Source organism: Aeromonas sp. s12 (assembly GCF_040907925.1).
In the GTDB taxonomy this organism is placed as follows: Bacteria; Pseudomonadota; Gammaproteobacteria; order Enterobacterales; family Aeromonadaceae; genus Aeromonas; species Aeromonas veronii.
On record NZ_JBFOCT010000008.1, the window covers coordinates 165,849 to 182,862 of the forward strand.

Here is a 17,014-nt window from a genome sequence, read left to right on the forward strand (position 1 = left end):
GAATCGCCTCCAGTTCCATCGCAACCACAACAGTTGTTACTGGGTATTCGAAGAGGATTAAGGGGAGGGGCTCACCAAGATTGACCTAGGCCCCGTCTGTAATGCGATTATGCTTTATTCGCGCTCTAAGGGGATAGGCGGTTGCTTTGCCTGCCATTGCATCAGTGTTGCTATGGCTCGTGGAACAGCTGATCAGGTTTTAGGGGTGAACAGAGGCGCCATCGCGGGTATCAAGCAATACCCATAAGCCTGTGACTATGGAATCATTCTCTGCCTCTGCCTCTGCCTCTGCCTCTGCCTCTGCCTCTGCCTCTGCCTCTGCCTCTGCCTCTGCCTCTGCCTCTGCCTCTGCCTCTGCCTCTGCCTCTGCCTCTGCCTCTGCCTCTGCCTCTGCCTCTGCCTCTGCCTCTGCCTCTGCCTCTGCCTCTGCCTCTGCCTCTGCCTCTGCCTCTGCCTCTGCCTCTGCCTCTGCCTCTGCCTCTGCCTCTGCCTCTGCCTCTGCCTCTGCCTCTGCCTCTGCCTCTGCCTCTGCCTCTGCCTCTGCCTCTGCCTCTGCCTCTGCCTCTGCCTCTGCCTCTGCCTCTGCCTCTGCCTCTGCCTCTGCCTCTGCCTCTGCCTCTGCCTCTGCCTCTGCCTCTGCCTCTGCCTCTGCCTCTGCCTCTGCCTCTGCCTCTGCCTCTGCCTCTGCCTCTGCCTCTGCCTCTGCCTCTGCCTCTGCCTCTGCCTCTGCCTCTGCCTCTGCCTCTGCCTCTGCCTCTGCCTCTGCCTCTGCCTCTGCCTCTGCCTCTGCCTCTGCCTCTGCCTCTGCCTCTGCCTCTATCTCTATCTCTCTCAATGCGCAGCTGGGAGGGGGGCTGGTTTAGCCAGCCAGATATGTGTGAAGCTACAAACCCTGCTTGCAGAAACAACAAGGGCTGCACATTGTGCAGCCCTTGCCTCTGGAGAATAGCGGGTTGAGCGTGTCAGCTGGCCCAGGTGATGATGTGATCGATCCATTCACCCGCCTGATCCTCGTGAATGACTTTGCCACGGACGGATTGACCAGCCTGATGCATCGCGGAACGACTGCCGGTCAGCAGAGGATGCCACTCTGGAAGAGCGTCACCTTCAGACAGCAGGCGATATGCGCAGGTTGAGGGGAGCCAGTCATATTCGGCGATCTTGTCATGGGTGATCTGCAGACAGTCAGGCTCTTTTTTGAAACGATTGGCGTAATCAGAGCACTGACAGGTCTTGGTGTTAAGCAAATTGCAGGCGACATTGGTGAAAACCAGTTCGTCGGTATCTTCATCGATCAGCTTGTTGAGGCAGCATTTCCCGCAACCATCGCAGAGGGATTCCCATTCGGATTCAGTCATCTGCTGCAGACTCTTGGTCTGCCAAAAGGGGGCTTGCATCATACCGCTCACTTATTACACCTGATAAAACGCGTGGTTATACCCCTTGTTACCCGGTATTTCAAGGAGAGGGTCACTCCGGTGGGCAAATTGTCGTGATCAGCTCAAATGAATGCAATGACTTTCAGCCTCATCATATTGCTCAAACGGGTTCGCTGGTGGGCAGGAAGTCCCGCAGGTTTGAATACTTGGGCTGCATGATTGTCCAGTTCAGGTTTTATTTTCTGCTTCTTTATCCGTTACATCTTTTGATGTTTGTCTGCTTGCAGCAAGCAGGGTCAAATGATCTCCAATGCCTACCGTCAGGCTGTTGCAAGCTTGTCTTTCAAATAAAGCCGCTGGTCACATATTGTTTGCGCCCTTCTGTCACTGCGACCCGCGGGAGAGCCTGCGTAGGCGTTCGTTTTTTGTCTTAATGATTGAGATAGATATCTTGCTCTGAATAGGCCAGCAGAGGTGTGCCGAGGTTAGTCCGTTTCGCGCCAAAGAAGCGGGTGAGTACGCCAGATTGCTGTCCCAGTCGCTGCAGCTTGACGTGATCCAGCTCGATCTGCTCGGGTAGCCAGGTAAATACGGCGGCGCAGTGACCATTGCCCAGACTGCGCTCCAGGGTTTGCTGCCAGTTCTTGATTTTGGGGCTATGTACCACCAGCACTCTCTTGGGATCGATACCTCGCTCTTCCAGACGGCTGACTGTGGGGCGTCCCGGCGGGGCGATCAACAAGATCCAGCCGGTATGAGCCTCCCCAAGCTTTGTCAGCTCGCTCAGAAACTGATCATCAGACTGGATAGTCACACCATAATGAGCCAACTCCGCTTTGCAGGCGGTTCTGGTTGGCCAGGGCTTGCTCATGACACGATTCATCGCAAAGGGCAGTGAGTGCAGGGGCTGGTTCATATATGGGGTTCCTGTATGAATATCCAAGCTGTATGTGCATACAGTAGTTCTATCCTGTGGCAGTGACAAGGTATTTTTGCTGAAAAATGTGATGGTGTTGGCATGTGTCGTTAGTAAGGTTATGTTTTTAAACACTATTTAATATAAAGCTAGTTGGGTGTTTTTCGTACTATGGACAAACCTTGCGTAACCGCCCATGGTTATACAGGTCATTTACAGGAGGTGCCGCCATGGACATCAGTACCTTGCAACGTCTTGATGCCAACATCTTGCTGGGCATCATCAATGAGAAGCTAAGGCTTGAGTGTGACGGGTTGGAGGAGTTGCTGGCCTATTACGATATGAGTGAAGAGCAGTTGGCAGGACGTCTGGATCAGATTGGGTACCATTACGATCCATTGAGCAATCAGTTCAAAGCACATCTTTAAGGGTGCAATGATTGCTTCATATTTATACGGTAATTTTTCAGGCACATTGAAACCGGTTTCAATGTGCCGTCTTGCTGCCTATTTTCAGGGATTTTCAAGGCTTGGCAATCTCTGAAAACCTATTCATGCCAGAATATTTTTATTGTTTCATTAAGTTTATGATAATAAAGGGAATGTTTGTTTTTATGCGATCAATTAAAGGAAAGGGTTTTCAAGCTTTTCAGGCTGTTTTTATCGGTTAAAGTGTGACTTGCGTTAACTTTTAATTCTGCCGCTTTAGTTAGTATTCTCACGCCGGTACATATTTTGAGATAACAACAGCGCCGGTCCCGCAAGCGGGATAACAATTTTATTTGTAACGAAGGAATATGGTTTATGGCTACCAAGAAGAAGACAGACCAGGATCTCCAACTGGATAAAGATCAGCTCAAGGCGAGTATCGTGCGTCACCTGCGTTCTACCTTGGGAACAAGCGAACAGAAAGCCTCTCCCGAAGCGTGGTGGAAAGCCACTGCGGCGGCCGTCAATGAACAGGTGTACGAGCGCCTGACCCGCACTCAGCAGACTCATTTCAAGAAAGATACTCGTGCGATTCACTATCTCTCTGCTGAATTCCTGATGGGACGATTGACTTCCAACAACCTGCACAACCTCTCCCTCTACAAGACTTGCGAAGAGGCGCTGGGCGAACTCGGTCTGGAACTGACCGACCTGTGCGAACAAGAGCCGGACATGGCACTTGGCAACGGCGGCCTGGGTCGTCTGGCTGCCTGCTTTATCGACTCGCTGGCCACTCTGAACTATCCGGCGGTTGGTTACGGTATCCACTACGAACACGGTCTGTTCCGTCAGGAAATCCAGGATGGCCGCCAGATCGAGCGTCCGGACTCCTGGCGTGAATATGGCAACCCCTGGGAGATCTGCCGCCCCGAGTCGGTGCAAGAAGTGCCGCTCTATGGCTACGTCGAGACCGTGTTTGGTGACAATGGCGGCCTGAAGAAGGTATGGCACGCCGGTCGCAAGATTAAAGGGGTGCCTTGGGATATTCCGGTGGTCGGTTTTGGCGGTCACACCGTCAACATCCTGCGTTTGTGGGAATCCCGCGCCTCCGAGTTTTTCGACTGGGACGTGTTCAACGCCGGTGGTTACATCGACTCCCAGGCTGAAAAAGCCCAGGCCGAGACCATCTCCAAGGTGCTGTATCCGAACGATGAGACCGATGCAGGTAAAGAGCTGCGTCTGATCCAGCAGTACTTCTTCTGTGCTTGCTCCATCAAGGACATCATGCGCCGCTACAAGCGGGTCCATGGCAGTGACTTCAGCAACTTTGCCGCGCAAATTGCCATTCAGCTCAACGATACTCACCCGACTGTCGCCATCCCGGAACTGATGCGGGTGCTGGTTGACGAGGAAGATCTGAACTGGGATGCCGCTTGGGCTATCTGCTATCAGGTCTTCTCTTATACTAACCACACTCTGCTGCCGGAAGCGCTGGAGAAGTGGTCGGTCAGCCTGTTCGAGAAAGTACTGCCTCGCCATCTGGAGGTGATTTACGAGATCAACGCCCGCTTCCTGAACGAGTTGGTGGAGCCCAAGTGGCCGGGCAACGATGCCATCAAGGCCAAGCTCTCCATCATCGAAGAGGGTGATGTACGCAAGGTTCGCATGGGCAACCTGTGCGTGATCGGTTCGTCCAAAGTGAACGGTGTGGCCGAGATCCACTCCAAGCTGGTGAAGGAAGATCTCTTCCCCGAGTATGCCGAGCTGTGGCCGGAAAAAATGTGCAACGTGACCAACGGGGTGACCCCGCGTCGCTGGCTGCTGGCGTGCAACCCTGAACTGGCTGGCCTCTACAACGAAGTAGTGGGCAAGGAGTGGCCGCTGCAACTGGACAAACTGCGTGGCGTGGTGAAGTTTGCCGATGACAAGGCGTTCCAGCAGCAGTTCATGACCATCAAGCGTCACAACAAAGAGAAGCTGGTCAAGGTCATCAAAGACGAAACAGGTATCGATGTCAGTGCCGAGGCGATCTTTGACGTTCAGATCAAGCGTCTGCACGAGTACAAGCGCCAGCAGCTGAACCTCATTCACATCATGGCGCTCTATCGTCGTCTGCTGGCCAACCCGGACTATGACATGCATCCGCGTGTGTTTATCTTCGGCTCCAAAGCGGCGCCCGGTTACAAGCTGGCCAAAGACATCATCTATGCCATCAACAAGCTGGCGGATCGGGTCAATAACGATGCTCGTATCCAGGGCAAGCTGAAAGTGGTGTTCATGCCGAACTACCGCGTGAGTCTGGCCGAGAAGCTGATCCCGGCGGCAGATGTCTCCGAGCAGATCTCCACTGCAGGTTACGAAGCATCCGGTACCGGCAACATGAAGATGGCACTCAACGGTGCAATCACCATCGGGACGCTGGATGGGGCCAACATCGAGATCGCCGAAGAGGCGGGTGCCGAAAACTGTGCCATCTTCGGTCTGAACGTGGACGAAGTGAAGTCGCTGAAGGCGCGCGGTTACAACCCGTACGACTTCTACTATGCCAACTCCGAGCTCAAAGCCGTGCTGGACTGGTTTGATACCGACTACTTCACGCCTGGTCGTCCGGGTGAGCTGGCCTCCATCAAGCGCTCCTTGCTGGAAGGGGGAGACCCTTACCTGACCCTGGCGGACTTCCAGTCCTACTCGGATGCACACAAGCTGATCGATACCTGGTATCGGGATCCGGCACTGTGGGCGAAGAAGGCCATCATCAACTCGGCTACCATGGGCAAGTTCAACTCCGACCGCTCCATTCAGGACTATGTGGATCGGATCTGGGATCTGAAGGCCTGCAACATCGGCTAATCGGATTCATAAATGAGAAAACCCCCGCAATGCGGGGGTTTTTGTTTATTGGGGGGAGCTGGATCAGAGGATATCGCCAACAAAGTAGGCCAGCAGGGCGAGCAACACGGTAAAGACCACGTTCAGAGCCATACCGGCTTTCATCATCTCCCTCTGGCGGATGTGGCCACTGGCAAAGACGATGGCATTGGGCGGCGTGGCGACCGGCAGCATAAAGGCACAGGAGGCACCGATAGCGATCAACACCGACATCACCACAGGTGATACACCCAGCGCCTCGGCGACACCGGCAAACAGGGGAACCAACAGTGCGGCGGTGGCGGTGTTGGAGACCAGCTCGGTCAGGAACACCACGAAGGCGGCCAGCATAAGCAACACGACAAAAATGTTGGCGTTGGAGAGTACGGCCGACAGATGGCTGGCCAAGAATGCGCTGGTACCAGTGGCCTTGAGAATGGCGCTCAGGGTCAGACCGCCGCCAAACAGCATCAGCACGCCCCAGTCGGTGTTCTGGTTGACGTCATCCCAGCTGGCGACACGGCTGACCACGATGGCCACGATGGCGCCCATGGCAATCAGGGTGTCGAGTTGCGGAATACCGCCAAAGGCGTTGGAGATGGGTTGTGAGCCGATCCAGAGCACAACGGTGGTCAGGAAGATTGCCAGCGTCACTTTACGCTCGCGGGTCCAGTTGATGGTGACATCCTGGATCTCGACGCGGTGGCTGAGACTCGGGCGGGTTACCAGATAGAGCAGGGCAATGCCGCAGGGCATCAGGATCAGCACTACTGGAACACCGAATTTCATCCAGTCAGTGAAGCCAATCCCCATCTGGGCGGCTGCGATGGCGTTGGGCGGGCTACCCACCAGGGTACCGATGCCGCCGATACTGGCGCTGTAGGCGATCCCCAGCAATACGAAGACGAAGGTGGCGCGCTCTTTTTTGCTATCGAGGCGTGCCAGCATACCGATCGCCAGTGGCAGCATCATGGCGGTGGTAGCGGTGTTGCTGATCCACATCGACATGGCGGCTGTGATGGTAAAGAGCAGGATGACGCCCCAACCTAGATGACCATTGGCCAGGTGCATCACCTTGCCTGCCATCAGGGTATCCAGTCCCTGTTTTGAGAGGGCTGCCGCGAGGGCGAAACCGCCAAAAAAGAGGAACAGGATCGGGTTGGCAAAATCGGTGAGGGATTTGCTCATGTCAAACACCCCGAGCACGGTAGCCAGCAGGGGTACCAGCAGCGCGGTGATGGTGACGTGCAGTGCTTCGGTCAGCCAGAGGATGGCGATAAAGACCAGAATGCCCAGCCCCTTGTTGACCATGGGGTCAAACGGGAGCCAGGCGAGCATGGCACAAAGTAGCAAAACATCCAGGATGACGATCCCTGATTTGATGTCCAGCCAGCGAGATGGAGCAGAGGGTACAGCTGATGTGTGCATAATGTTCTCTCGGTTAATTTATGGTTGTTTTTGTGTTGCCGAGATTACATCCATTCACTTGTTTGAAACAGACTCACATGTTGAAAATCAGCCTCTACTCACATACTCATTGATAAAAATGAGGAAATGAACACATAAATAAAACATGTGCGAAATATAAATCAAACATCCATGAACTGTTCCAGCCATTGCTTGAACATGTTCTTGGGCAAGGAGCCATTTATCTGGTTCACCAGTTTGCCCTGTTTGAAGACCATCAGGGTGGGGATGCTGCGAATGGCGTAACGGGCGGCAATGGTGCTCTGTTGCTCGGTATCGACTTTGACAAAGCGCATCCGTGGTTCGAGTTCATGGGCAACCTCATGAAATACCGGAGCAAACTGCTGGCATGGGCCGCACCAGCTGGCCCAGAAATCGACCACGACCGGGATATCTGAGTTGATCAGGGTATCGAAGTTATCCGCCTTCCCGAGGCAAGGGGTCTGGCTGAACAGGAGGGCTTTGCAGCGCCCGCATTTGGCAGATGTATCGATATGGGTACCGGGCAGGCGGTTCCTGGTAAAGCAGTGGCTACAATAAGTAGTGATAAATGACATAATTGGTTCCTTCTAAATCAGCTCTGGCCGGGGATATGATGAGAAGCCAGAATGAAGCAATCGCGAAACAATAGCGAAATATCAGAGCAATAACGGTAACACAGTGCCCAGGGGGAGTGGATAATTCCCCCAGGGTTCATTGCCTAACCGGATAATTCAGCGACCACCAGATGAGAGTCGAGACGGGATGAATAAAGGATCACGGAAAAACCGTGCTGTGCCAGGGCTGATCGTTGCCTTGCTGCTCGCCTTTTCGGGCTACTGCTGGCAGTCGCTCAGTCAGCAGCAACAGGCCCACGACCTGAACGACGCGGCCGAGGTGGTGCTGAACCGGATCAACGCCGATACCGTCTATCTGCTTGGGCGGGAGCAGGCCAATGACAGCAATGTCCAGCAGCGCCTGAACCAGTTATCCATCACCCTTGACGGTTTTGTACGGGAAGTCAGAAGCGATCCCGAGCTGGTGCAAGACGATCTCTCCCAGACACTGCTTGAGGACATGGACACCTATCTGATGGCGCTGGCCAGGCTTCATGCCATTGAGATGGCTATCGAGTACCTCAATGCGCCCCTGCAGGCCCAGATTAAAAAGGTGCGGGGGATAAGCCCGTCAGACAGTGCGCTTCATCGCGACCTGGAGGAGCTGGCGCAACTGAGCAACTATCTGCAGCGCAGTTGGGACAAACGTGAACAGACTACGCTGGACCAGCTGCAACAGCAGTTGCAATCCCGTTATGGCAACTTGCCGGAGATCGCTACCCTGATCCGCCTGAGCAAGGAGATGAGCCAGCAGGTGATTGCCTATCACACCTTGCGTTACCAGCTCATCGACATGCATGTCATCGAGAGTCTGGTGCGCTGGAAACTCGACAAGCTGGAGCGCGCTTCCTCTTTGATGAACCGCTTCTATCTGATGGTGCTGTGCGGGGCTTTGATCTGTTTTGCGCTGGTGGCCTTCACCCTGTGGCGCCGCAACCAGAAGCTGAGCGAGTTGTCGCGCCAGACCGGCTTGCTGGCCCAGGCCAAAAGCGATTTTCTGGCCAACATGAGCCACGAGATCCGCACCCCCATGAATGCCATCATAGGTTTTAGCTCGCTGGCACTGCAGACCGAACTGGATCAGCAACAGCGGGACTATCTGGGCAAGATCAAATCTTCATCCGATACCCTGCTGCTGCTGATCAACGACATCCTAGATTTGACCAAGGTGGAGTCAGGCAAGCTGACGTTGGAGGAGATCGACTTCGATCTCAGCGAGCAGCTCGATTCGCTGGCGGGCATGTTTGCCGATCTGGCGGAGCGCAAGCACGTGGAGGTGGTTATTCGCAAGTCACCGGAGGTACCGGTCTTCTTGCGTGGAGATCCCCTGCGATTGGGGCAAGTGCTGGTCAATCTGGTGAACAACGCCATCAAGTTTACCGAACGCGGTGAAGTCGAAGTCTGCATCGAGCTGGCCAATCCTCACCCAATGCGGATCCGCTTCAGTGTGCGCGATACCGGCATCGGCATTGCCGAAGAGAAACAGACCCAACTGTTTCAGGCGTTTACCCAGCTGGAGGCGGGTAATACCCGAAAATATGGCGGCTCGGGTCTTGGGCTCAACATCTCCCAGCGGCTGGTGGAGCTGATGGGGGGGCGGATCACCGTAGAGAGCAAGCCTGGCGTCGGCTCTCTGTTCAAGTTCGATATTCCGATGGCGCAGGCGGTCTACGGCGTCGCTGGACGGAAAGTCTTCTTCGAAAACCAGCCGCTGGTGATGGTGATGGATGACAACGAACTGGTGCTGGATCTGGCCCGGGACATTCTGACTCGGGCGGGAGTGCGAGTGCTGCCGGTTAACTCCCTTTCCCGTGCCCGTCAGCTGCTCCGTGAAGAGGGACCGAATCTGCGGTTGGCGATCCTCGACTGGCGCATGGGTCAGGAGGATGGGCTCGATCTGGCGCTGGAGATGTATCAGCACAGCCAGTGGCGGCGGATCCCCATCCTGATGATCAGTGCATGGGCCAGAGAGGGGCTGCACGCCCGGATGGACAGCATGGGGCTGACCCATTTTCTGCCCAAACCGATGACTGAAAATGCCCTGCTGGCCAAGGTGGACGAACTGCTCAACGGCAGCTCCTACGAGCTCAACCTGCGCAAGGCCGAGGCACAGGGGGATCAGCAACACTTCAAATCCCTGTTGCAGGGTACCCGAGTGCTGTTGGCGGAAGACAACCGGGTCAATCAGCAGCTCATCATCGAGTATCTGCGGCGCGTCGATGCGGTGGTGTGTGTGGTCAGCAATGGTCGGGAGGCGGTGGAGCGGGTCGCCGAGCAGCCTTTTGACGTGATCCTGATGGATTTGCAGATGCCGGTGCTGGACGGACTCGATGCCACCCGTCAGATCCGCAAGATGGTCGACAAACACGATGTGCCCATCATTGCCCTCACCGCCAGTGCCATGCCCGGTGACAAGGAGCGTTGCCTGGGGGTGGGGATGAATGGCTATGTCACCAAGCCGGTGAGCAAGCTGGATCTCTACAACAACCTGCTGCAGTGGGTAAAGCCGCAAGGGGTGGAGCAGGCGGGGATCATGGAGGTGAAACCGCCGGATATGATCGGGATCCTCGATCTGCAGGATGCCCTCAAGCGGCTGGAGCAGGACAAGGAGGCGTTGCAGATCCTGTTCAAGCTGTTCATGTCGGAACACAAAGACGATCTGTGGGAGATCCGCTCCGCCCTGCGCCGTCAGCAGCCCGAGGTGGCCAGCAAGCTGCTGCACACCCTCAAGGGGGTGTCGGCCAATATCTCGGCGGCCCGTCTGCAATTGGTGGCTGGCGAGCTGGAGTGGCGCCTGCGGCAAAACGAGGTGCTAAGCGAGACGGATCTGGAGCAATTGCAACAGGTCTTTAGCCAGACCCGGGAAGAGGTGTCACACTTCCTGTTGACCGGTGAGCAGCATGAAAATTCGTATAATCCCTATTCATCAGGGGATGATCGCATGTCACAGTGAATTAAATAGTAATTATTCTCAACCATCCCGGTTCGGGATATGATGAGCTTTCGTTCGAATCGCCTCCAGCCGGAGGCGATTGTTTTCATTCTTCTATTTCTGCGTGGCTTCTCTGATGGCCGCTCATTGGAGCGGTCACGGGCAGAGAGCGCTAAAGGTTGGTGGTGTGAGCGTATTTTTACGATTGAGCTGGTTTTTCAAGGAGCAGTGGCCCCGTTATCTGGCCGCCATCTCCCTGCTGCTGATGGTGGCCCTGTTGACAGTGATTCCGCCCAAAGTGGTGGGCTGGGTGGTGGATGGCATCACCAAGGGTGGTCTCGACAATGGCACCCTGATGCGCTATCTGGCGGGGCTGTTTGGTCTGGGTGTGCTGATTTATCTGCTGCGCTACGTCTGGCGGGTGATGCTGTTTGGTGCCTCTTACCGTCTGGCCTATGTGTTGCGCAATCGCCTGTTCAGCCATTTCACCCGGATGAGCCCCGATTTTTATCAGCGCCACCGTACTGGCGATTTGATGGCCCATGCCACCAATGACATTCAGGCGGTGGAGATGACCGCTGGCGAAGGGGTGCTGACTCTGGTGGACTCCATCATGGTCGGGGTATTGGTGCTCTCTATCATGTGCAGCCAGTACTCCTGGCAGTTGACGCTGGTCTCCTTGTTGCCGCTGCCGGTGATGGCCTATTTCATGAACCGCTTCGGCACCCAGATCTACACCCAGTTCAAGGCGGCGCAAGGGGCCTTCTCCAAGCTCAACAACAAGACCCAGGAGGCCCTTTCCGGCGTGCGGGTGTTGAAATCCTATGCGGTTGAATCGCTGGAAGATGAAGGCTTTGCCGAGCTGACCAAACAGGCGGGGGAGCGCAATATGGCGGTGGCCCGCATCGATGCCAAGTTCGATCCGGTCATCTATCTCTGTATCGGTTGCTCCTACTTCCTCGCGGTGGCGGGGGGCAGTGTGCTGGTGCTGCGCGATGAGTTGACCCTGGGTGAGCTCACCAGTTTCACCATGTACCTTGGGCAGCTGATCTGGCCGATGTTTGCCATCGCCTGGCTGTTCAACATCATCGAGCGGGGCAGCGCCGCCTACTCCCGCATCGAGAGCCTGCTGGGAGAGCGCAGCGATATCGAAGAGCCCGCCCAGCCGGCCGCGTTTACCTCTGCCTTTCCTTTGCAGATCAAAGGGGTGAGCTATCAACTCGAGCAGCGCACCCTGCTTGCGGATATCGACGTTACCCTCAAGCAAGGGGGGATGCTCGGGGTGGTGGGGCGCACCGGGGCAGGCAAGAGCTCCCTGCTCAAGCTGTTGATGCGCCTTGCCAATCCGACTCACGGTTCGATTGTCATGGGTGGCGTTCCGATTGACCAGCTGCCGCTCGCCACACTGCGCAGCCAGTTTGCCTATGTGCCGCAGGAGCCATTCCTGTTTTCCACCACTATCGCCGCCAATATCGCCCTGGGCAAACCCGATGCGAGCCGCGAGGAGGTCGAACGGGTGGCGCGCATTGCCTGTGTCCACGATGATATCGTGCGTTTCCCCAAGGGCTATGAGACCGAGGTGGGGGAGAAAGGGGTGACCCTCTCCGGCGGCCAGAAACAGCGGCTGGCCATTGCCCGCGCCCTGCTGCTGGATGCGCCCATTCTGGTGCTCGATGATGCGCTCTCGGCGGTGGATGCCCACACCGAGCAGCAAATTCTGCATGCCCTCAAAGCCCATCGTCGCACCCTGATCCTGGTCAGCCATCGCATGACGGCGGTGGAGCAGGCCGACGAGATCCTGGTGCTGGAGCAGGGGGCCGTTAGCGAGCGGGGTCATCACGGTACCCTGATGGCGCACAATGGCTGGTATGCAGATATGGTGCGTTACCAGCGTCTCGAAGAAGCGGTGGAGGGGAGCCTGTGAATCCGACTATTAAACGACTGCTCGCCTACTGCGCCCAGTATCCTCGCTGGCTTATTCAGGCGGGGATCTGTTTGCTGCTTGCCACCGGCGCCGAAGTGGCCGGGCCGCTGCTGATCAAGCTCTTTATCGATGACTATCTGGCGCCTCGCAATATCGTGCTGCCCACCATAGCCCTGATTGCAGCGGGCTATCTGGGTTTGCAGGTGCTGTCGGCGGCGGGCTTCTATTTGCAATCCCTGCGCTTTAACCGTATCGCCCAGGCGGTGGTGCAAACCTTGCGCGAGCAGGTGTTTGCTACCGCCATCCGGTTGCCAGCCCGCTACTTTGACAAGCATCGATCCGGCTCGCTGATTTCCCGCATCACCAACGACACCGAGGCGATCATGAACCTCTATGTGCAGGTGATCGGCTTGCTGGTGCAAAAGGTGGTGCTCTTGTGCGGCATCCTCATCTCGATGGCGCTGCTGGATCTGCGGCTGATGCTGGTCTGCTCCCTGTTGCTGCCCGCTGTGGGCGGGGTGATGTGGCTCTACCAGAAACTGAGCGTGCCGGTGGTGCGAGCGACCCGCAGTCTGCTCTCCGACATCAACAGCCGCCTCAACGAGTCGCTGCAGGGGATGCCGGTGATCCAGGCGATGGTGCAGGAGCGCCACTTTGCCAACGCCTTTGCCGAGGTGAACCAGCAACACTGGTCGGCACGGATCAAGAGCCTCAAGATCAACGGCATTTTGCTGCGTCCGCTCATCGATCTCTTCTACATGATGGTGCTGATCGGCCTGTTGGCGCTGTTTGCCCATGAGGGGGGGAGCCACGCGGGTGCTATTCAGGTAGGGGTGCTCTACGCCTTTATCAGCTATCTGGGGCGGATGATCGAGCCGCTCATCGAGATGACCAACCAGCTCAACCAGCTGCAGCAGGCGATGGTGGCGGGGGAGCGGGTCTTTGCCCTGCTCGATGAAACCCGCGAGAGCACCGAGGGCGAGCTGCGCCCGCTGGAAGGGCGGGTCAGTTTCGAGCGGGTGAGTTTCTCCTACGATGGTGAGCAGCAGGTGCTGCGGGAGGTCAGTTTTGCCGCAAAACCGGGCCAGATGCTGGCGCTGGTGGGCCATACCGGCAGCGGCAAGTCCACCATTATCAGCCTGCTGATGGGCTTCTATCCGCTGGATCAGGGGCAGATCCGCTTCGATGATCACGCACTGGATACCCTGTCGCTGGCGGCGGTGCGCCGCAGCATCGGGCTGGTGCAGCAGGATCCTTTTATCTTTGTCGGCACCCTGGCGGAGAACCTGCGTCTCGGCCGCGCCGGCATAGATGACGCGCGGCTCTGGCAGGCGCTGAGCGAGGTGCAGCTGGCCGAGTTTGTGCACAGCTTGCCACAGGGGATCAACACCTTGATGGAGGAGGGGGGCAAGAACCTCTCCGCCGGTCAGCGGCAACTGCTCTCCTTTGCCCGCGCGCTGGTGGGAGATCCGCGTATCCTCATTCTGGATGAAGCGACGGCGAGTGTGGACTCCCAGACCGAGTTGGCGCTGTCGCAGGCGATCTCTGCTGCCCGTCGTGGCCGCACCACCATCGCCATCGCCCACCGCCTCTCGACCATCGTCGATGCGGACGAGATCCTGCTGCTCTCCCGCGGTCAGGTGAGCGAGCGGGGTACCCATGGTGAGTTGATGGCCCTCGGCGGTCACTATGCCCAGCTGTTCGAGATGCAGAGTCAGGGGGCTTGGCTCGAAGAGAAGCGCGCCTGATCGGCACATTTGCTGTAACAGCGACATGAGCGAAAAGAGGGAACCGGTGCGGTTCCCTCTGTTTTTTTGGGTTGGGCAAAAGGTCGTAAGCGTGATCCCTGTGCTTGTCGAATGGCGCAGATGCAGGCAACATGTTGTTTACATTAACTCATCGGATCAGTTCGCATATGGATTTGCAACGCTTCAAAGCCAATCTGGCACTTCGGCTGTTTGCCTGGCGCTATATTCCCGTCATCGGGTTTTGTGCCCCGATCATCGAAGAGATGAACGCCAAGGCGCTGCGCATTCGCATTCCCCTTGGCTGGCGTACCCGCAACCACCTGGGCAGCATGTATTTTGGCGCGCTGGCGACCGGCGCCGATCTGGTGGGTGGTCTACTGGTGATGGAGAAGGGGCGGCAGCGGCGCAAGAAGGTGCACTTCGCCTTCAAGGATGTGCAGGGGGAGTTTTTGAAACGACCGGAGGGGGATGTGCAGTTCGACTGCGCAGCGGGGGAGGAGATTGACGCCATGATCGACGAATCGTTGGCAAGCGGTCAGCGCATCAATCGCCCCATCCGGGTGGTAGCCACCTGTCCGTCATTGAACGGGGATGAGGCGATGGCGCGTTTTGTGCTGACCCTGTCGGTCAAGGCCAGCTAGCGGGTTGCCGGAGAGTGGCTCCCCGAGACGGGGTTAGCCAATCTCCGGGCTGACGCCCTCTTTCACCACGACCTTCATGCCGTTGAAGTTGACCACCTGTTCGGCCACGATCTTGCAGCGCTTGCGGGTCTCGACCTGACCGTCCACCTCGACCAGCCCTTCGGCAACGAGGGCTTTGGCGGCGCCGCCACAATCGGCCCACCCCTGATGTTTGATAAGGTCACACAAGGCAACGAAGGGGTGACCTTCGAGCAGAAACGTCTCCATGGGAAATCCTCTAGATGGATGAATGCCGGATACAGCAGGGCGACTATTTTAGGCAGTTCGCTCAGGCAAAGAAAGGAAGAGGGGCCACTCGCTGCGAAAAAGTGGTCGATTGTCCTTGAGGTGGCGCTTTCGCAAGTCCTGATGGAGAGGTGAGAGGGCCAACCGTGACGTATTGTGACGCACCTCGTCCCTGCTGGTGTGCCCACACTTTCCCCTGACTGTTAGGATCGGGCCACTCTCTATGGCCCAAGGAACCTCCCATGACACTCTCCCGCCTGCTGCTGGCATGCAGCGCCCTTACTCTGTGCGGTGTCGCGCAGGCCAGTACTCCGGTGCAGGTCTCGCTGCCCGGGGTCAATTTGCCCGCGTCCCATCAGGTGGAAGGGGCGCGCGCCTCGCTGCTCTACGGTCGGACCGGTCAGGTGAAGGGTATTGATCTGCCGATCTTCGCCCTCTCCGATGTGGATCAGTTCAGCGGCCTGCAGCTCGGGATTTTCCTCGGTGCTGGTCGGGTTCGCCACCAGTTTGGCGGGGTCGCCATCAACGCCATCAACTGGCACGAAGGGCAAGATACCGGCGTCAATCTGGGGCTGGTCAACCTGACCAACAATGTGCAGGGGCTTAACTGGGGCGCGGTCAATATCGCCAAGGGCAATGCGCTGGCCAACGTCGGCTTCGTCAACTATGCCGAGCGTACCACTTTCCAGATTGGCTTTATCAATGCGACCAAGCACCTCGATGGCTTGCAGATCGGGCTGGCCAACTATGCCGCCAACGGCGTTTTCCCCATTCTGCCGCTGGTGAACTTCCAGAAATCGTTCTGAGTGGGCGGTTCGCTTTGCGTTAAGGGCCTCTGCTGATTACCCTGTGCCTCTTGCAACTTGTGACAGGCAAACAGAGGTAATTGATGACGGCAGGGCAGATGAGTGCAATCGGGATCGGCTGGGATGTGCGTGGCTGGCAGGGCAGTGCCCAGGCGGTGGCCGTGGTGGGCTGGCAGGCCGAATCCAACCGCCTGCACTGGCTCGGGGTGTCGCCGCTGTTTCGCCTGAGCTCGCGGGTGGCACCGGATCTGGCCGCCCTGCTGCGTCCGGCCCTGCAAAACGAGCTGACCCTGATGCAGGTAGAAGCCTGCCCGCAACTGGCACTCGGTATCGATGCGCCGCTCGCCTTTCCCCGCGCCTTGCGGGATCTGCTCAACGGTCAGCCACATAGCTGCGCCGCTCCCGAGCGGGAGATAGACAACCCCTACGCCTATCGCGACTGCGAGCGCTGGCTGTATCAGCAGTACGGCAAGAAGCCGCTGTCGGCCACCTTCGATCGGCTCGGTAACAACGCCACTCTGGCGCTCTCCATGCTGCCGCGGCTCTCGGATCTGCAACTGGTGCCGACCGTTGCCCCGAAGACCAGTCGTGCCGTGCTGGAGGTCTATCCGGCATTGGCCAAAGTGGGCGGCAAGGCCTCCCCGGCACGGCCCGAGCTGGCGGCCTTGCTGCCTGCGGACGTGCTGGTCGGCACCGATCGCTACGATGCGGCGCTCTGCGCCCTGATGGCGCTGCAATATGCCGCTGGTGGCAAGGTGACGGTATTGCCTGAGCTGATTTCGCCACCCAGTGACATGCCGTGTGATGAGGGATGGGTCTATCACTTTGCCCGTCATGGCGTTGAGCACAACGGCATGTGATGGACGGTGACGCGGCGCATCATGGCGCCGCTCATCCTGTCGATGCGGGCCAAATGGCGCAAAAAACCTGTCTTTAGTCAGGAAATTGCCTGTTCATCCCGCGCCAAGGTGGCGCATCGTTATCTTCATCCGATATATTGCCCACCTTGCTGATCCTTTGCTGT

14 protein-coding genes are annotated in these 17,014 nt (G+C 57.2%); 8 read left to right on the forward strand and 6 right to left on the reverse strand.

What is annotated here, in order from left to right; genetic code table 11:
• Window positions 1-199 precede the first annotated feature (199 nt).
• From AB5Y67_RS03035 to AB5Y67_RS03045, 3 genes are all read right to left on the reverse strand, one after another.
• Window positions 200-835: a hypothetical protein gene (locus AB5Y67_RS03035; RefSeq protein ID WP_368207571.1), complete on the reverse strand. Its 636-nt coding sequence runs from the start codon at window positions 833-835 to the stop codon at window positions 200-202.
• Window positions 836-962: 127 nt separating this feature from the next.
• The gene (locus AB5Y67_RS03040) at window positions 963-1,397 is read right to left on the reverse strand and encodes a YcgN family cysteine cluster protein (RefSeq protein ID WP_005352569.1); all 435 of its coding nucleotides are present in this window, start codon (window positions 1,395-1,397) and stop codon (window positions 963-965) included.
• Between the two features lie 412 nt (window positions 1,398-1,809).
• Window positions 1,810-2,295, reverse strand: a complete 486-nt coding sequence (locus tag AB5Y67_RS03045) for a hypothetical protein (RefSeq protein WP_064335890.1) — start codon at window positions 2,293-2,295, stop codon at window positions 1,810-1,812.
• A 230-nt stretch (window positions 2,296-2,525) separates the two neighbouring features.
• On the opposite strand from AB5Y67_RS03045, the gene AB5Y67_RS03050 reads away from it, so the two are divergent.
• Window positions 2,526-2,723, forward strand: coding sequence for a DUF4250 domain-containing protein (locus tag AB5Y67_RS03050; RefSeq protein ID WP_005333612.1), 198 nt, complete (start codon window positions 2,526-2,528; stop codon window positions 2,721-2,723).
• A 375-nt stretch (window positions 2,724-3,098) separates the two neighbouring features.
• Window positions 3,099-5,573, forward strand: coding sequence for a glycogen/starch/alpha-glucan phosphorylase (locus AB5Y67_RS03055; RefSeq protein WP_005361122.1), 2,475 nt, complete (start codon window positions 3,099-3,101; stop codon window positions 5,571-5,573).
• A 63-nt stretch (window positions 5,574-5,636) separates the two neighbouring features.
• Here AB5Y67_RS03055 and AB5Y67_RS03060 read toward each other — a convergent pair whose 3' ends face one another.
• The gene (locus AB5Y67_RS03060) at window positions 5,637-7,019 is read right to left on the reverse strand and encodes a DASS family sodium-coupled anion symporter (RefSeq protein WP_199427438.1); all 1,383 of its coding nucleotides are present in this window, start codon (window positions 7,017-7,019) and stop codon (window positions 5,637-5,639) included.
• Between the two features lie 161 nt (window positions 7,020-7,180).
• Window positions 7,181-7,615, reverse strand: coding sequence for a thioredoxin TrxC (gene trxC, locus AB5Y67_RS03065; RefSeq protein ID WP_139429789.1), 435 nt, complete (start codon window positions 7,613-7,615; stop codon window positions 7,181-7,183).
• Window positions 7,616-7,802: 187 nt separating this feature from the next.
• Here trxC and AB5Y67_RS03070 point away from each other — a divergent pair, with 187 nt between their 5' ends.
• From AB5Y67_RS03070 to AB5Y67_RS03085, 4 genes are all read left to right on the forward strand, one after another.
• A complete protein-coding gene (locus AB5Y67_RS03070; protein WP_199416342.1) occupies window positions 7,803-10,607 on the forward strand; it encodes a response regulator in 2,805 nt (934 codons plus the stop codon).
• 166 nt (window positions 10,608-10,773) lie between these two features.
• The gene (locus AB5Y67_RS03075; RefSeq protein ID WP_199427439.1) at window positions 10,774-12,510 is read left to right on the forward strand and encodes an ABC transporter transmembrane domain-containing protein; all 1,737 of its coding nucleotides are present in this window, start codon (window positions 10,774-10,776) and stop codon (window positions 12,508-12,510) included.
• Window positions 12,507-14,258 carry an ABC transporter transmembrane domain-containing protein gene (locus AB5Y67_RS03080; RefSeq protein WP_139746680.1) on the forward strand — a complete coding sequence of 584 codons (1,752 nt, stop codon included), beginning with the start codon at window positions 12,507-12,509 and terminating at the stop codon, window positions 14,256-14,258. The genes AB5Y67_RS03075 and AB5Y67_RS03080 overlap by 4 nt, the downstream gene beginning before the upstream one ends.
• 167 nt (window positions 14,259-14,425) lie before the next feature.
• Window positions 14,426-14,899, forward strand: coding sequence for a DUF4442 domain-containing protein (locus tag AB5Y67_RS03085; RefSeq protein WP_180342937.1), 474 nt, complete (start codon window positions 14,426-14,428; stop codon window positions 14,897-14,899).
• Between the two features lie 33 nt (window positions 14,900-14,932).
• Here AB5Y67_RS03085 and ybcJ read toward each other — a convergent pair whose 3' ends face one another.
• Window positions 14,933-15,166, reverse strand: coding sequence for a ribosome-associated protein YbcJ (ybcJ, locus tag AB5Y67_RS03090; protein ID WP_005361116.1), 234 nt, complete (start codon window positions 15,164-15,166; stop codon window positions 14,933-14,935).
• A 260-nt stretch (window positions 15,167-15,426) separates the two neighbouring features.
• Between ybcJ and AB5Y67_RS03095 the strand changes: the two genes are divergently transcribed.
• Both AB5Y67_RS03095 and AB5Y67_RS03100 read left to right on the forward strand, forming a co-directional pair.
• Window positions 15,427-15,990: a hypothetical protein gene (locus tag AB5Y67_RS03095; protein ID WP_005333596.1), complete on the forward strand. Its 564-nt coding sequence runs from the start codon at window positions 15,427-15,429 to the stop codon at window positions 15,988-15,990.
• Between the two features lie 83 nt (window positions 15,991-16,073).
• Window positions 16,074-16,850 (forward strand): DUF429 domain-containing protein, encoded by a 777-nt coding sequence (locus tag AB5Y67_RS03100; protein ID WP_199427440.1) that lies wholly within the window; start codon window positions 16,074-16,076, stop codon window positions 16,848-16,850.
• Window positions 16,851-17,014: the final 164 nt, after the last annotated feature.

Bases quoted from the DNA above. Each gene is read 5' to 3' on its own strand.
- AB5Y67_RS03040 (WP_005352569.1), bottom strand. From the start codon at position 1,397: ATGCAAGCCCCCTTTTGGCAGACCAAGAGTCTGCAGCAGATGACTGAA.
- AB5Y67_RS03045 (WP_064335890.1), bottom strand. From the start codon at position 2,295: ATGAACCAGCCCCTGCACTCACTGCCCTTTGCGATGAATCGTGTCATG.
- AB5Y67_RS03050 (WP_005333612.1), top strand. From the start codon at position 2,526: ATGGACATCAGTACCTTGCAACGTCTTGATGCCAACATCTTGCTGGGC.
- AB5Y67_RS03055 (WP_005361122.1), top strand. From the start codon at position 3,099: ATGGCTACCAAGAAGAAGACAGACCAGGATCTCCAACTGGATAAAGAT.
- AB5Y67_RS03060 (WP_199427438.1), bottom strand. From the start codon at position 7,019: ATGCACACATCAGCTGTACCCTCTGCTCCATCTCGCTGGCTGGACATC.
- trxC (WP_139429789.1), bottom strand. From the start codon at position 7,615: ATGTCATTTATCACTACTTATTGTAGCCACTGCTTTACCAGGAACCGC.
- AB5Y67_RS03070 (WP_199416342.1), top strand. From the start codon at position 7,803: ATGAATAAAGGATCACGGAAAAACCGTGCTGTGCCAGGGCTGATCGTT.
- AB5Y67_RS03085 (WP_180342937.1), top strand. From the start codon at position 14,426: ATGGATTTGCAACGCTTCAAAGCCAATCTGGCACTTCGGCTGTTTGCC.
- ybcJ (WP_005361116.1), bottom strand. From the start codon at position 15,166: ATGGAGACGTTTCTGCTCGAAGGTCACCCCTTCGTTGCCTTGTGTGAC.
- AB5Y67_RS03095 (WP_005333596.1), top strand. From the start codon at position 15,427: ATGACACTCTCCCGCCTGCTGCTGGCATGCAGCGCCCTTACTCTGTGC.
- AB5Y67_RS03100 (WP_199427440.1), top strand. From the start codon at position 16,074: ATGACGGCAGGGCAGATGAGTGCAATCGGGATCGGCTGGGATGTGCGT.